The 14,651-nt window shown below is 60.2% G+C and carries 16 protein-coding genes; 8 read left to right on the top strand and 8 right to left on the bottom strand.

Annotated features, from left to right (window positions below; translation table 11 throughout):
• Positions 1 to 306 precede the first annotated feature (306 nt).
• Both AC3WP4_RS23700 and cobF read left to right on the top strand, forming a co-directional pair.
• Positions 307 to 879, top strand: coding sequence for a histidine phosphatase family protein (locus AC3WP4_RS23700; protein ID WP_102615168.1), 573 nt, complete (start codon positions 307 to 309; stop codon positions 877 to 879).
• Positions 879 to 1,634: a precorrin-6A synthase (deacetylating) gene (gene cobF / locus AC3WP4_RS23695; RefSeq protein ID WP_074875580.1), complete on the top strand. Its 756-nt coding sequence runs from the start codon at positions 879 to 881 to the stop codon at positions 1,632 to 1,634. The genes AC3WP4_RS23700 and cobF overlap by 1 nt, the downstream gene beginning before the upstream one ends.
• Positions 1,635 to 1,758: 124 nt before the next feature.
• Here cobF and ftrA read toward each other — a convergent pair whose 3' ends face one another.
• Positions 1,759 to 2,733 carry a transcriptional regulator FtrA gene (gene ftrA, locus AC3WP4_RS23690; RefSeq protein WP_102615167.1) on the bottom strand — a complete coding sequence of 325 codons (975 nt, stop codon included), beginning with the start codon at positions 2,731 to 2,733 and terminating at the stop codon, positions 1,759 to 1,761.
• A 101-nt stretch (positions 2,734 to 2,834) separates the two neighbouring features.
• Between ftrA and AC3WP4_RS23685 the strand changes: the two genes are divergently transcribed.
• The gene (locus tag AC3WP4_RS23685) at positions 2,835 to 3,269 is read left to right on the top strand and encodes a rhodanese-like domain-containing protein (RefSeq protein ID WP_074875583.1); all 435 of its coding nucleotides are present in this window, start codon (positions 2,835 to 2,837) and stop codon (positions 3,267 to 3,269) included.
• 113 nt (positions 3,270 to 3,382) lie between these two features.
• Here the strand turns inward: AC3WP4_RS23685 and AC3WP4_RS23680 are convergent, their stop codons facing one another.
• On the bottom strand, positions 3,383 to 4,018 hold the full coding sequence (locus AC3WP4_RS23680) for a type 1 glutamine amidotransferase (RefSeq protein ID WP_102615166.1): 636 nt from the start codon (positions 4,016 to 4,018) through the stop codon (positions 3,383 to 3,385).
• A 259-nt stretch (positions 4,019 to 4,277) separates the two neighbouring features.
• Here AC3WP4_RS23680 and AC3WP4_RS23675 point away from each other — a divergent pair, with 259 nt between their 5' ends.
• The 3 genes from AC3WP4_RS23675 (at position 4,278) to AC3WP4_RS23665 (ending at position 7,264) form a co-directional block, all read left to right on the top strand.
• A complete protein-coding gene (locus tag AC3WP4_RS23675) occupies positions 4,278 to 5,057 on the top strand; it encodes an ABC transporter substrate-binding protein (RefSeq protein WP_074875587.1) in 780 nt (259 codons plus the stop codon).
• Positions 5,058 to 5,257: 200 nt separating this feature from the next.
• On the top strand, positions 5,258 to 6,370 hold the full coding sequence (locus AC3WP4_RS23670) for a succinylglutamate desuccinylase/aspartoacylase family protein (protein WP_102615165.1): 1,113 nt from the start codon (positions 5,258 to 5,260) through the stop codon (positions 6,368 to 6,370).
• 177 nt (positions 6,371 to 6,547) lie between these two features.
• Positions 6,548 to 7,264: an alpha/beta hydrolase gene (locus AC3WP4_RS23665; protein WP_102615164.1), complete on the top strand. Its 717-nt coding sequence runs from the start codon at positions 6,548 to 6,550 to the stop codon at positions 7,262 to 7,264.
• 3 nt (positions 7,265 to 7,267) lie between these two features.
• On the opposite strand, the gene AC3WP4_RS23660 is transcribed toward AC3WP4_RS23665, so the two are convergent.
• The 3 genes from AC3WP4_RS23660 to AC3WP4_RS23650 form a co-directional block, all read right to left on the bottom strand.
• Complete coding sequence (locus AC3WP4_RS23660; protein ID WP_102615163.1) at positions 7,268 to 7,861, bottom strand: DcrB/PsbP domain-containing protein; 594 nt, start codon at positions 7,859 to 7,861, stop codon at positions 7,268 to 7,270.
• 141 nt (positions 7,862 to 8,002) lie between these two features.
• Complete coding sequence (locus AC3WP4_RS23655) at positions 8,003 to 8,800, bottom strand: hypothetical protein (protein ID WP_074875595.1); 798 nt, start codon at positions 8,798 to 8,800, stop codon at positions 8,003 to 8,005.
• A gap of 213 nt (positions 8,801 to 9,013) precedes the next feature.
• Positions 9,014 to 9,910: a LysR family transcriptional regulator gene (locus tag AC3WP4_RS23650; RefSeq protein ID WP_074880615.1), complete on the bottom strand. Its 897-nt coding sequence runs from the start codon at positions 9,908 to 9,910 to the stop codon at positions 9,014 to 9,016.
• Positions 9,911 to 10,021: 111 nt separating this feature from the next.
• Here AC3WP4_RS23650 and AC3WP4_RS23645 point away from each other — a divergent pair, with 111 nt between their 5' ends.
• Positions 10,022 to 10,624: an NADPH-dependent F420 reductase gene (locus AC3WP4_RS23645; protein ID WP_074875597.1), complete on the top strand. Its 603-nt coding sequence runs from the start codon at positions 10,022 to 10,024 to the stop codon at positions 10,622 to 10,624.
• A gap of 233 nt (positions 10,625 to 10,857) precedes the next feature.
• Here AC3WP4_RS23645 and AC3WP4_RS23640 read toward each other — a convergent pair whose 3' ends face one another.
• Genes AC3WP4_RS23640 through AC3WP4_RS23630 form a run of 3 tightly spaced genes read right to left on the bottom strand, consistent with a single transcriptional unit; the run spans position 10,858 to position 13,451 of the window.
• Complete coding sequence (locus AC3WP4_RS23640) at positions 10,858 to 12,039, bottom strand: acetyl-CoA C-acetyltransferase (RefSeq protein ID WP_102615161.1); 1,182 nt, start codon at positions 12,037 to 12,039, stop codon at positions 10,858 to 10,860.
• Between the two features lie 11 nt (positions 12,040 to 12,050).
• Positions 12,051 to 12,716: a CoA transferase subunit B gene (locus tag AC3WP4_RS23635; RefSeq protein WP_074875601.1), complete on the bottom strand. Its 666-nt coding sequence runs from the start codon at positions 12,714 to 12,716 to the stop codon at positions 12,051 to 12,053.
• 36 nt (positions 12,717 to 12,752) lie between these two features.
• A complete protein-coding gene (locus AC3WP4_RS23630; protein ID WP_102615160.1) occupies positions 12,753 to 13,451 on the bottom strand; it encodes a CoA transferase subunit A in 699 nt (232 codons plus the stop codon).
• A gap of 211 nt (positions 13,452 to 13,662) precedes the next feature.
• Here AC3WP4_RS23630 and AC3WP4_RS23625 point away from each other — a divergent pair, with 211 nt between their 5' ends.
• Positions 13,663 to 14,559 (top strand): LysR family transcriptional regulator, encoded by an 897-nt coding sequence (locus AC3WP4_RS23625; RefSeq protein ID WP_074875604.1) that lies wholly within the window; start codon positions 13,663 to 13,665, stop codon positions 14,557 to 14,559.
• Positions 14,560 to 14,651 lie beyond the last annotated feature (92 nt).

The raw sequence follows: 14,651 nt of genomic DNA, 5'->3' as shown, positions 1-14,651 counted from the left end.
TCATAAATTGCTAAAACAGTATTTATGTAGCGGACTCAACATGTCTAGTGAATTTTTCAATGGATTTTTAACGTTAGAAAAATGGGCGAAAACCCCGTGGGCTGTGGGCTACATGGAAGTCGACAGAGCTTGTAGGCCATCGCCCATAGTGGTGTCGGATATCGCTGATTTTTTCAGGCGGGTGTGGGTTGAAACCTGTGTTTGCCCGATCAAACGAAACGCCCTGGATCGCGCTTCTTGCGGCACAATTGGCCAATTGTTTGCGGCGTGTTGCCGTTTTCCATTCCATCGACAGAGTGATCCTTCGTGCAGGCAACCCGTTTGACTTTGATGTGCCACGCTCGAACCGTCGCACAAAAATTGGCGTGTTTTCCTACGAATGAGCCAATAGAAATGGATTGGCAATCGGCAAGGGGATCGCGTCGTGCTCAGTTCAAGGGGACGCCGCGACTAGTATGTGGACCTGAACTGCGAACCCGGCAAACCGCCGAGCTGTTCGGCAGCGCCGTGGAAATTGTCGAGGCATTGAGGGATTGCGATTTCGGGCGCTGGCAAGGCGTGCGGATCGACGATCTGCAAAAAAACGCAGCCGAAGCGCTGCAGACCTGGCTCGATGATCCGAATTCGGCGCCCCATGGCGGCGAGTCGGTGGCGCAACTCGCAGGGCGGGTGGCCGCGTGGCTGAAAACCCTGGAGGCCACACCGGGACACATCGTTGCCATCACCCATCCGTTTGTTATTCGCGCCGCGCTGACGCAGGTGCTGCACGGCACAGCGTTCAACCTGATCGACGTTGAACCGCTGTCGGCCATCGAGTTGCGGTTCAACGGCCGTTGGCGTTTACGTTTGTTGGGCACTGAACCTGAAGGAGCCTATTGATGAAAAAACTTCTGGTCATCGGCATCGGCGCCGGCAACCCCGACTACATCACCATGCAAGCCGTGAAAGCGCTGAACCTCGTCGACGTGTTTTTCCTCATGGACAAGGGGCAGAGCAAGGACAAGCTGATCGACCTGCGCCGAGAGATCTGCGAACGCTACATCACCGATCGCGACTACCGCTTCGTCGAAGCCCACAGCCCGGAGCGCGAACGCGGTGATGTGGACTACAAGGCCAGCGTGGAAGATCTCAATCTGGCTAAACAGCGGACGTTCGAACGGTTGATCAGCGAGGAAATGACTGACGAGCAGTGCGGCGGTTTTCTGGTGTGGGGCGATCCGGCGTTGTACGACAGCACCATCCGGATCTTGCAGGCGATTCTGGCCTCGGGCCGGTGCGTCTTCGAATTTGAAGTGATCCCCGGCATCACCAGTGTCCAGGCGCTGGCGGCGCAACATAAAGTGCCGCTGAACCGCATTGGCCGCTCAATTGAAATCACCACTGGCCGACGGCTGGCGGCGGGGCAGGTGAGTGATGCCGACAGCCTGGTGGTGATGCTCGATGCAGAAGATTCCTACCATCAGGTGGCGGATCAGGAGACAGAGATTTATTGGGGGGCTTACTTGGGCACGCCGGATGAGATTTTGATCAGCGGCAAGCTCAAGGATGTGGCGGATGAGATCGAGCGAGTGCGCAAGGCGGCCCGGTTGGAGAATGGGTGGATTATGGATACCTATCTGTTGCGCAAGCCTTGAGAAAATTGTTGTCTGGGCTGGCCTCATCGCGAGCAGGCTCACTCCCACATTAGACCGCGTCCGTCCAGACAACTCGGTCAACTGTGGGAGCGAGCCTGCTCGCGATGAGGCCCTAAAAAACACCTCAAAAAATCGCCTTTGACTCCCGCCCAAACCGCTCCCGATACACCGACGGCGGCACGCCTACCACGCTGCGAAACGCCACCCGAAAACTCTCCACCGAGCGATAACCGCAGTGCTGGGCAATCTGGTCGGTGTTCTGGCTCGTGCTTTCAAGCAGCTCGCGAGCCCGGCCCAGGCGCTCATGCTGCAACCAGGCCTTGGGCGGCATGCCGGTGGCTTCAGTGAAGCGGCGCAGAAACGTCCGTTCACTCATCGCCGCTTCACTCGCCAGCTCGCGCACCTCCAGCGGTTCATGCAAACGCTCGCGTGCCCACTGCATGACGCGCGACAAATCGCTACGCGGCGTAGGACTGACCGGTGTCGGAATGAACTGCGCCTGGCCGCCGGTGCGTTGCGGCGACATCACCAGCCGCCGCGCCACCGAGTTGGCCACTTGCGTACCGAAGTCCCGCGCCACCAAATGCAGGCAGGCATCGATGCCGGCAGCGCTGCCGGCCGAGGTGATCAGTTGACCTGAATCGACATAGAGCACGTCCGGGTCCACCAGAATGTTCGGAAACCGCTCGGCCAATTCAGCGGTGTAGCGCCAGTGCGTAGTGGCGCCGTGACCGTCGAGCAAACCGGTGGCCGCCAGCACGAACACACCCGAGCAGATCGACAGCAGCCGCGCACCCCGCGCATGGGCTTGGCGCAGGGCCGCGATCAATGCCTCAGGCACCGGGGCGCTGCGGTCACGCCAGCCGGGAATGATGATGGTCCGGGCATCTTCGAGCAGCTCCATGCCGCCATCGGCCAGCACTTGTATTCCGCCCATGGCGCGCATCGGCCCCTGATCGACGGCGGCGATCCGGTGCTCGTACCAAGGGAAGTCGAACTCCGGACGGGCCAGGCCGAAGATCTCCACGGCGATGCCGAACTCGAATGTGCAGAGGCCGTCGTAGGCCAGAATCGCGACCAATCCAGGGGTGGGCTGCATTTGGCGGAAAGTTCCCGGTGGGTGTCTTGTGCGCCACTGTAGCCGCAAGCGTCGGGCGGATAAAGTCTTCTCACACCCACCGAGACTTTGGAGTACAGCCCATGACCAGCCTGGTCCGAGAGATTCCCGCCGCCCCATCGGCCATCGCCCTGATGCATTTCAGTAACCGTCTGACCTTCGAAACCGACTGTTCCGACGTTCACGGCAGCCAACAGGCCGGCGAAGTGGATTTTGTCTTGATAGACGTGCGCGGCCCGCTCGCGTTCGAGCGTGGCCATGTGCCGGGAGCGATCAATATTCCGGGGCGACTGCTGAACGCTGCAAGCCTGGCGGCCTACCCGAAAACCAGCCTGTTCGTGGTGTATTGCGCCGGGCCCCACTGCAACGGTGCCAACAAGGCTGCGGTGAAACTGGCGGCGCTGGGGTACCCGGTCAAGGAAATGATCGGCGGGGTGACCGGGTGGCTGGATGAAGGGTTTGAGTTGAGCGTTGCTGTGCAACGGCCTGCCAGCAGCGTGATCGGTTGCGAATGTTGATGTAGTCGAAAAGATCGCAGCCTCGTTTTCACTCGACAGCTCCTACAGGCAATCGCGTAGACCTGTAGGAGCTGTCGAGTGAAACGAGGCTGCGATCTGTTGATCTTGCTTCTTTAAACCTGTGCCGACCACCACCCATCAAGCGTCGCCTGCAACCATTCGAACACGGTTGCATAGGCGGCGCTGTCCTGTTGACCCCAAGGTAGCGGTGACTCGTCGCCAAAGTGTTCATTGAGCGTTGCCACCGATTCAGCCGTCCATTCCGGATGAAACTGCAAACCCACCCGCGTCGGCCCGACGCAAAACATCTGCTGCTCGCACTGATCACTGCTGACCAGCAACTGCGCGTTTGGCGGCAGGTCGATGGCGTCTTCGTGCCATTCGAGCACTTGTAACGTCTGGCCATCGACAAAGGTCACGGGCGTCCAACCGGTCTCCCATCGATTCATCCGCCGCACATTCCCGCCCAGACTCAGCGCCAGTAACTGCGCCCCCAGACAAATCGCAAACACCGCCGCGCCTTGGTCCAGGCTGCCCGCCAACCACTGGCGTTCAGCTTCCAGCCAGGCCGGCCCGGCGTTGGACTCATAAGGCCCGCCCAGTAGAATCACCGGCGCTGCATCCACTGGCGGCAATTGGCCGAGGTCGGCGCGAAACACGTTCAAGGTCAAACCTCGGGACGTGGCCCACGTGGCAATGGCGCCGGGTCCTTCGGCAGGGTGGTGCTGGATCAGGTTCAACGTGGGCATAAGGGCTCTCTTGTAGTTTTTACTTGTAGGTTTTGTCTGAAAAAAGGACTTGTCCTACAGTCTTTGCACCGGCTTGGCGCACGCTTCAAGGGACTCGTATCCCTCGGCTGCTTTTCTATAAGTATTTGTCGCTTAAACACAATTGACCCTCCTGAAGCCGCTCTAGACTGCCGGCCACTTCGGTGCTTTCCAATCGGAACCCGCCACCGAATGCCAATCGAAAGCTGCCAATAAAAGCCTCCGCACACAGGAGTTATAAATGAAGAAGCTAGTGATGTTCGGTGCCCTGGCACTGTCGATGTTGTCCCTGACGGCTGTGGCCGAAGACGCCAAGCCGATCCGCCTCGGTATCGAAGCCGGTTACCCGCCATTCTCGATGAAAACCGCTGACGGCAAACTCACTGGTTTCGACGTGGACATTGGCGACGCGTTGTGTGAGCAGATGAAAGTGAAATGCACCTGGGTCGAGCAAGAGTTCGACGGTCTGATCCCAGCGCTGAAGGTCAAGAAAATCGACGCGATCCTGTCGTCCATGACCATCACCGACGATCGCAAAAAGAACGTCGACTTCACCATCAAGTACTACCACACCCCGGCGCGCTTCGTGATGAAGGAAGGCACCGACATCAAGGATCCGCTGACCGAACTCAAAGGCAAGAAAGTCGGTGTGCTGCGCGCCAGTACCCACGATCGCTTCGCCACTGAAGTGCTGGTGCCGGCCGGGATCAACCTGGTTCGCTACGGCTCCCAGCAGGAAGCCAACCTGGACATGGTCGCCGGTCGTCTCGATGCGATGCTGGCCGACTCGGTCAACCTGGACGACGGTTTCCTGAAAACCGACGCCGGCAAAGGCTTCGCTTTCGTCGGCCCGACCTACGAAGACGCCAAGTACTTCGGCGGCGGCGCCGGTATTGCCGTGCGCAAGGGCGATACCGCTTTGGCTGAGAAATTCAACACTGCCATTAACGAAATCCGCGCCAACGGCAAGTACAAGCAAGTGCAAGACAAGTACTTCGACTTTGACGTTTACGGCCATTAATCACGCCGTTCAAAAAAGTGGCAACCGTTGACGCGGTTGCCACTTTTTTTATGCTCTTTCTCTGTTGAAATGAGATCCCTGTGGGAGTGAGCCTCGCGAAAGCGGTTTTTCAGTGGTAAGTCTTTTGCCTGACACACTGCTTTCGCGAGCAGGCTCGCTCCTACAGGTGATTTTCGCCGTTCAGATATTCAGGAGTTTCCATGCAACGCATCGACCATTCACTGCCCTGGAGTCACTTGGGCACCGAACGCACCCTCAGCGTGTTTCGTTATGGCGCGGGCACTCGCAAGGTCTACATCCAGGCCAGCCTGCACGCGGATGAACTGCCGGGCATGCGCACGGCGTGGGAACTGAAAAAGCGTCTGGCCGAACTCGAAACCCAGGGCCAGTTGCAGGGCGTGATCGAACTGGTCCCGGTGGCCAATCCCATCGGCCTCGATCAACACCTGCAAGGCAGCCACATGGGCCGCTTCGAGCTGGGCAGCGGCAAGAACTTCAACCGCTCCTTCGTCGAACTCAGCGCACCGGTGGCCGAGTTAATCGGTGATCGCTTGGGCAGTGACGCGGCGGCCAACATTGCGCTGATTCGCCAAACCATGGGCCAGGTACTCGACGATTTGCCGGCACCGGCCTCGCAGCTTGAAGCCATGCACCGTTTGCTGTTGCGCCACGCCTGTGAGGCCGACATCACCCTCGATCTGCATTGTGATTTCGACGCGGCGATTCATCTGTACGCCTTGCCGCAACACTGGCCGCAGTGGCAATCCCTGGCGGCGCGTTTGAAGGCCGGGGTGGCGTTGCTCTGCGAAGACTCCGGCGGCAGTTCATTCGATGAGTCGTGTTCAACCCCGTGGTTGCGCCTGGCCAGGGCTTTCCCAGAGGCCGCGATACCGCCGGCCAACCTGGCGACAACGCTGGAACTGGGCAGCATGGGTGATACCCGCGTCGATCAGGCCCAAGCCAATTGCGAGGCGATTCTCGGCTTCCTCGCCGAGCAGGGTTTCATCAAAGGCACTTGGCCTGCGGCCCCGAGCGAATGCTGTGAAGGCATGCCGTTCGAAGGCACCCAATACCTGTTCGCGCCGCATCATGGGGTCGTCAGTTTTCTGCGCGACTCGGGTGAGTGGGTGGAAAAAGGGGATGCGCTGTTCGAAGTGGTCGATCCATTGAACGATCGGGTCACCACTGTTTGCGCCGGGACCAGTGGGGTGTTGTTTGCGATTGACCGTGGGCGCTATACGCAACCGGGGACCTGGCAGGCGAAGGTGGCGGGGCGCGAGCCGATTCGGGTCGGGAAACTCGTCAACGATTGAAGATCCTCACTGATCGTTCCCATGCTCTGCGTGGGAATGCCACAACGGACGCTCCGCGTTCGGCTTCTGGGACGCAGAGCGTCCCGGGCTGCATTCCCACGCAGAGCGTGGGAACGATCAAAGGCCAAAAGAGGTGTTAGGCTCTGCCCCGAATCCTGCACTTGTGAAGGAAGGTTTATGTTGAAGTTTCTCGCTCTGCTGACACTCCTGGCGTCCACCGCCGTCCACGCTCAAACCCCGCTGCAAACCGATCTGCCGCTCAAGTACCTGGAGCAGGCCAGCCCCGAATCGCGCCATCAGCCCCTGGTGATTTTCCTCCACGGTTTTGGCAGTAACGAAGAAGACCTGTTCGACATCAAGGATGAACTGCCCGCGTCATACAACTACCTGTCGGTACGCGCACCGATGGTGATAGAGGAGGGCCGTTATCAGTGGTTTCGCCAGAAAGGTGATGGCGCCTATGACGGCGAGACAGATGATTTGAAGGCCAGCGGCGCAGTGTTGCTGGATTTTGTCGCACAGGCGGCGAAGAAGTATCACACCGAACCTAATAAGGTATTCCTGGTGGGTTTCAGCCAGGGCGCGATGATGTCCTACGAGGTGGCCCTGCGTCATCCTGAGGCGGTGGGCGGGATCGCGGCGTTGAGCGGGCGGATTCTGCCAGTGCTCAAGTCCGGGTTGAAACCCGATGAAAAACGCCAGCAGCTGGCGATTTTCATTGGTCATGGCACCGCCGACACACTCCTTCCCTACAAGGACGGCACGGACGCTGACAGCCTGTTGCAGAGCCTGTCACTCAAGCCTGAATTTCATGCCTACCCCGGCGTTGGTCATAGCATCAGTGCCACCGAAATGCAGGACTTGAGCGCCTGGTTGCAGCGTCTCAATCCCTGACGCTTACTTGCCGCTGACGATCTGTTTGACCAGCGTCTCGTGGCCAGCATTGTCACTGAGGCGGGAAATCACCTGAACGATCGCCATGCGCGTGTTGGAGGCGGCCATCAGCGTAGTGTCGAGGGTTTTGCCGCCGCCCTGGGTGGCGGTGCTGTCGATCTGTCGCAGTCCCAGGCCCGTGCCTTTCTGGGTCAGGCTCTTTTCGCTGAGCTTGGTGAAGTCCGGCAGCGCCGTGGCTTGTTGGGTGGCGAAGTCAGACGCCACGGAGTCGAGGAACTGACCGTCGTTGTCTTTGACGTTGAGGCCGCCGGGGATGGTGTTTTCAGCGGCGATCACGACAGTTTTAGTCGCCTGATTGGTGTACATGGTGCCCGTTGCCCCGCCGGTGCCGGTGCCGGTGGCCGCGTCGCCGGCAGGCAACGGGTTGGCGACGAAGCCTTTGGGCAGGGTGAACTTGAACTTGCCGCCGAGCATCGAGACTTTCTGTGCTGGCGCGGTATCGCTGGCAGTGGCCTTGGCGGCCTGCGCATTCAGCGCTCCCAGACTGGCAACCGCCGTCAACAACAGCACAACGGCTTTTTTACTCAACAATGACATTCAGAAACTCCAGGGATGGTCGCGCGTTCGGCGCAATCATCCCATGGAATCCACTTTCTGGCAGCCCTCAGCCCTGTAGCAGGGGGACAGCGGTGTTACGCCTGATTCTGCGGCTAGAGAGTTCTCTTTAAGACCATGGTGTTACGTGTTGGCCTTCTGCAAGTTTTTCGATACGGTCGAACTGTCTTTTGAACTCATTAGCAGTCTCTTCGTCACCAGCAACATCCCCAATGAAACCACCACTCCCATCGCGAATCCCCACCAACCAAACTTCGGCAACGTCAGCGCCAACACCAGGCAAAACGCGGCGAACGAATACATCCCGGTTGCGGTGGCCCGCAACAATGCCGCGGTAAACGCGGGGCCGCGGGTTTGCTGGGAGAACACCGCCATCACGCTGCCCAGCACCGGGAACACTGCGAGCAGACCGCTCCAGCGTTCGCCGACGGTGCTGGCCAGCAACGTGACGGCGAGGGTGAGCAGGGCACCGGCAATCATGCGCAACAGCAATTTGTCGGACTTCGGCGCCGGGCCAGAAATGATCGGCTGTACCGAGGGAAACAGATATGGCGCCGCCAGCAGAGCGGTCGCGGCGGCGATCACCGAGAACACCAGCGACGGCGGAATCAACGACAGCACAACGGCCACCGTGGCCCAGACTAACAGCGAAATCACCAGCGCCCACGGCCATTTCGCGCGTTGTGCAACCTGAGCGTAGGTCACGCAAAAGGCAATCATCGCGAACATCGCCGACAGCGCTGCCGTCGCCGATTGAGCGGCGAACACCTGGCCCTGCTCGATGGCGAGAAAGAACAGAATCGGCCCGACCACCACCGGCAACCCCGACAACCAACCGGCGACACTTGGTCCCCAGCGTTTACCGGCCAGGGAAATCAGCAAGAGAAACCCTGGGATGACCAGCAGTTTGAGTAGCAGCACGCACGTACCTCCGACCTGAGTGAGGCGGCAACGTTAGCATTGCGTGGGAGCGATTGCTCTATAGATGTCGTGATTTTGTATACAAATATCAGGGCTTCAATGCTTGATCGTTCCCACGCGCCGCGTGGGAATGCCTCAATGGACGCCCCGCGTCCGCTTCGGCAGGGACGCGGAGCGTCCCGGGCTGCATTCCCACGCAGAGCGTGGGAACGATCAGTCGTGCTTAAGCGCCTCAACGATAAAATCGATGAACACCCGGGTCTTGGCCGGCATTAACGTCCGGCTCGGGTAATACAGCGAAATCGGTCCCGCGTCGGCGTGCCAGTCGGGCAGCAGGCGCACCAGTTCGCCCCGCTGGATATTCGCCAGCACATCCGGCAACACCAGCAGTGTCACGCCCAGGCCGAGGATCGCCGCTTGGCGCATGGCGGCCGGGTCGTTGAGCACAATGTGTTCGTTGAGATTGGCCGGTGCTTCGTTGCCCGCGCCATCGTGCATCAGCCATTGGCGAATCCGTCCGGTGCGGGTGCCGCGCATCACAATGCCGGTGTGTCCGCACAGGTCTGCCGGACTCTCGGGCAGGCTGCGTCCTGCAAGGTAGGCGGGAGAGGCGACTGCCACCACATGCGCCGCCGCCAACGTCCGCGACACCACCCCTGGCATTAACTCGAAACCGCCGCCAATGGCCGCGTCATACCCTTCGGCAATCAGATCCACAGGGCGGTTTTCGAAGTGCCATTCCGGGCGAATCAATGGGTAGCGCGCCAGGAACGCCGGCAGCAGCGGCAACACATGATCGATGCCAAAGGTCGGCGCCAGACTGACCTTGAGCACGCCCGCCGGCTCGCCTTGGTCGCTGCTCACCGCGCTGATGGCGGTCTGTAACGCTTGCAGATTGCCGCCGATGCTCGTCAGAAAGCGTTCCCCGGCTTCGGTCAGGGACAGCTTGCGGGTCGAGCGCTGGAACAACCGCACGCCGATGTTGCGTTCGAGCATCGCCACGTTGCGGCTGACAGCGGCAGGGGTCAGGGCGAGCACCCGTGCGGCGGCGGAAAAACTGCCGGTCTCGGCACTGCGGACGAAGGATTCGAGGTTGGCGAGGGTTTCCATGGACATCACCTGATAGTCATGCTTGAAGATCATTCAAGGCATTACCCGCTAATCAAGCGCTAATGGCAAGCGCAGTATTCACTCCAACGACAACCCACGGAGTGAACAACCATGAGCACCATCGGAATCATCGGCGCCGGCGCAATCGGCGCAGCCTTTGCCAGAGCACTGTCGCGTCAAGGCATTGAAGTGGTAATCGCCAACAGCCGTGGGCCGCAAAGCCTGGCCTCGCTGGTGGCAGAACTCGGGCCAACGGCGCGTGCCGGAACCCGCGAGGAAGCCGCTGCGCAAGCCATCGTGCTGGTCGCGGTGAACTGGTCGAAGCTGCCGACCGCGCTCGCCGGCCTGCCGGATTTTGGCGGACGGATTGTCATCGACGCCAACAACTCAATCGAGGCGCCATCGTTCAAGGCGGTGGATTTGCAGGGGCGGACGTCCAGCGAAGTGTTTGCCGAATGGGTGCCCGGTGCGCGGGTGGTGAAAGCGTTCAATCACCTTCAGGCGCATTTTCTGGAGAGTGATCCGACCGCGGAGGGCGGGCGACGGGTGCTGTTTCTCTCGGGTGATGATGCCGATGCGAAAGCACAAGTGGCAGCGCTGATCGAACAGCTGGGCTTCTTCGGGATTGATCTTGGGGAATTGAGCGTCGGGGCGCGACTAGTGCAGTTTCCGGGCGGTCCTTTGCCTGCGCTGAACCTGGTGAAATTCGCCTGACGATAGACAAAAAGAACCCGGTGCGACGTGAGTCGCGCCGGGTGTTTTGCCAGACGGCGAACGGATATTCGTGGGTCCCCGCGCCATCTGTTGAACGCTGTTTGATCGTTCCCACGCTCTGCGTGGGAATGCAGCCCGTGACGCTCTGCGTCACTTCCAAAGCCGAACGCAGAGCGTCCGATGAGGCATTCCCACGCAGAGCGTGGGAACGATCCTTGTGACCGAAAAAACGTTTACGCCCGTTCGATCGCCAGTGCCACGCCCTGACCACCACCGATGCACAGGGTGGCGAGGCCTTTCTTGGCGTCACGCTTGATCATTTCATGCAGCAGCGTCACCAGCACTCGGCAACCCGACGCACCGATCGGGTGGCCCAAGGCGATAGCGCCGCCGTTGACGTTGACCTTGTTCAAGTCCCATTCCAGGTCCTTGGCCACCGCCAGAGATTGCGCAGCGAAGGCTTCGTTGGCTTCGATCAGGTCCAGTTGGTCGATGGACCAGCCGGCCTTGTCCAGGCAGCGACGAGTCGCGCTGACCGGGCCGATGCCCATGATCGCCGGGTCTACACCCGCGTTGGCGTAAGCGGCGATTTTCGCCAGCACGGGCAGGCCGAGGGCTTTGGCCTTTTCCGCGCTCATCAGGATCACGGCGGCGGCACCGTCGTTCAGGGACGAGGCGTTACCGGCAGTCACCGAACCGTCCTTCTTGAAGGCCGGTTTCAGTTTGCCCAGGGAGTCGGCGGTGGTGCCGGCCCGTGGTTGTTCGTCAACCTGGAAGGCGACCGGATCGCCCTTGCGCTGAGGAATCAGGATCGGCGTGATCTCGTCGGCAAATCGCCCTGCTTCGATGGCGGCCGTGGCTTTCTGCTGCGAGGCCGCGGCGAAGGCATCTTGCTGTTCGCGGGTCAGGCTGTACTTGTCAGCCAGGTTCTCGGCGGTGATGCCCATGTGGTAATCGTTGAACGCATCCCACAGGCCGTCGCTGATCATAGTGTCGACGATTTTCGCGTTACCCATGCGCAGACCAGTGCGCGCACCGGGCATGACGTAGTTGGACAGGCTCATGTTTTCCTGGCCGCCGGCAATGATCACGTCGGCATCGCCGCAGCGAATTGCCTGAGTAGCCAGGTGCAATGCTTTGAGGCCCGAGCCGCAGACCTTGTTCAGGGTCATCGCCGGCACGGTAAACGGCAGGCCGGCCTTGATCGCGGACTGGCGCGCAGGGTTTTGTCCGGCGCCGGCGGTCAACACCTGGCCCATGATCACTTCATCGACTTCAGCAACGTCCAGGCCGGTTTGCGCCAGCAGCTGACGGATTACCGCAGCACCGAGATCAACCGCGGACACGTTGGCCAGGGCACCCTGGAAACTGCCGATGGCAGTGCGGGTGGCGGCGACAATGACGACTTCTTGCATGGAATGATTCCTCACTGGGCAGCGAACTGCATTTCCGGAACGTGATCCGGCACGATCAGTTTACCGGCGGTCTTGGCGACAATCTCCTCGACGCTGACGCCCGGTGCACGTTCCTTGAGAATGAACGCGCCGTTTTCGATTTCCAGGTAAGCCAGGTCGGTCAGCACGCGCTTGATGCACCCGGCACCGGTCAGCGGCAGGCTGCATTTGGACAACAGCTTGGACTCACCGTCCTTGGAGGCGTGGGTCATGATGACGATGATGTTGTCTGCGCCGGCCACCAGGTCCATGGCGCCGCCCATGCCCTTGACCAGTTTGCCGGGGATCATCCACGAGGCGATGTTGCCTTCCACGTCCACTTCGAACGCACCGAGTACAGTCAGGTCGACATGACCACCGCGGATCATCGCGAAGGACTCGGCCGAGGAAAAGATCGACGCGCCGATACGCGCGGTCACCGTTTGTTTGCCGGCATTGATCATGTCGGCATCGATGGTGTCTTCGGTTGGAAAGGGACCCATGCCCAGCAAGCCGTTTTCCGACTGCAGCATGACTTCCATGCCTTCGGGGATGTAGTTGGCGACCAGGGTCGGAATGCCGATGCCCAGGTTCACGTAGAAGCCGTCCTGCATTTCGCGGGCGACGCGTTGAGCCATTTGTTCGCGGGAAAGTGCCATTGTTGTTATTCCTTCATTCGGTCCGGGGGCAGGGGATCACTTACGCACGGTGCGCTGTTCGATGCGCTTCTCGAACGTGCCGCAAATGACCCGGTCGACGTAGATGCCAGGGGTGTGGATCTGCGCCGGGTCCAGCTCGCCGGGTTCGACGATTTCTTCGACTTCGACCACGGTAATCTTGCCCGCGGTGGCGGCCAGCGGGTTGAAGTTCTGGGCGGTGTGGCGGTAGATGACGTTGCCGAAATGGTCGGCTTTCCAGCCTTTGACGATGGCGAAGTCACCGGTGATGGATTCTTCCATCAGGTACTTGCGGCCATGGAATTCGCGGACTTCCTTGCCATCGGCAACAGGAGTGCCGACGCCGGTGGCAGTGAAGAACGCCGGGATGCCGGCACCGCCTGCGCGCATTTTTTCGGCGAGGGTGCCTTGGGGGGTCAGGACCACTTCGATAGCACCGCTGAGCAGTTGCTCCTCGAACATTTTGTTCTCGCCGACGTAGGACGCCACCACCTTGCGGATCTGCCGGTCTTCCAGCAGCACGCCGAGGCCGAAACCGTCGACGCCGCAGTTGTTGGAAACCACGGTGAGGTCGCGTGTGCCTTTGCGCTTGATCTCGGCGATGAGGTTTTCCGGAATCCCGCACAGACCGAAGCCGCCAGCGATCACGGTCATGCCGTCTTCAAGACCTGCCAGAGCTTCCTCGTAGGAACTCATGCGCTTGTCGAAACCTGCCATATGCACCTCTTTTATTCTTTGTGGGCGGCTGGCTAGCCGTATTGGGGTAGGAGTGTCGCGCTGCAGAATTCATTTGTTAAGTTGATTTTTAAGGTTGATTGATAGATAAAACTCACCAATAACCCTTGTGGGAGCGAGCCTGCTCGCGATGGCAATTTCAAGGAAGCCATCGCGGGTAAACCGTGCTCCTGATTACTGGAGCAATTCGCACATGACAGTCAAGCAGATCCGCGCATTCCTGGCCGTGGCCCAGAGTCTGAGTTTTGCCGTGGCCTGCGAGCGATTGCACCTGTCGCAATCGGCATTAAGCCTGACCATCAAGGCGCTGGAGGAGGGGTTGGGCGGGCGACTGTTCACCCGCACCACGCGCAATGTCGCGCTGACAGCAGAGGGGGAATCACTGGTGCCGCTAGCACGTCGGCTGATCGCTGACTGGGATAACGCCGAGGATGAGCTGCGGCAACGCTTCACCCTCCAGCGCGGACGCGTGACGCTGGCGGCGATGCCCTCGTTTGCCGGCAACCTGCTGCCGCCGATCCTGAAAACCTTTCGGGCGCGATACCCCAAGGTCAACGTCACGGTGAATGACGTGATCAACGAGCAGGTGCTGGAGATGGTGCGTGACCGGCAGGTTGAACTGGGAGTGGCGTTTGAACCGAATCAGAGTTCATCGCTGGCATTCACGCCGTTGTACATGGACCGTTTCGTGGCCGTGGTGCCGAAGGATTCTCCTTTTGCCGAACGGCAAGATATCGATTGGCAGACCCTGCTCGAGGAACCGTTCATCACCTTGCAGCGACCATCGACGGTGCGGGTGATGCTCGAAGAGCACTTGCAGGCACGCGGGATGAAATTGCCGGTGGAGTTTGAAAGTCATCAGTTGGCGACGGTGGGGCGGATGGTCGCCAGCGGGTTGGGGGTGAGTGCGGTGCCGGCGTTGTGTGTCGGGCAGATGCTGGAACTCGGAGCGCGGTGCATCACTTTGCGCGACCCGGTGGTGGAGCGGGCGATCGGGGTGCTGACCAAGCCAGGGGTGGAACTGTCGGCGGCGGCGCAGGCGTTGTTCGATATCCTTAAAGCCGAAAACCTCGGCCAACGCCTCCATTGATCGTTCCCACGCTCCGCGTGGGAATGCAGCCCGGGACGCTCTGCGTCCCATCCAAAGCCGAACGCGGAGCGTCCGTTGAGGCATTCCCACGC

This window comes from Pseudomonas sp. FW305-20, assembly GCF_058788075.1.
This window is presented reverse-complemented; position numbering and strand designations above follow the sequence as displayed.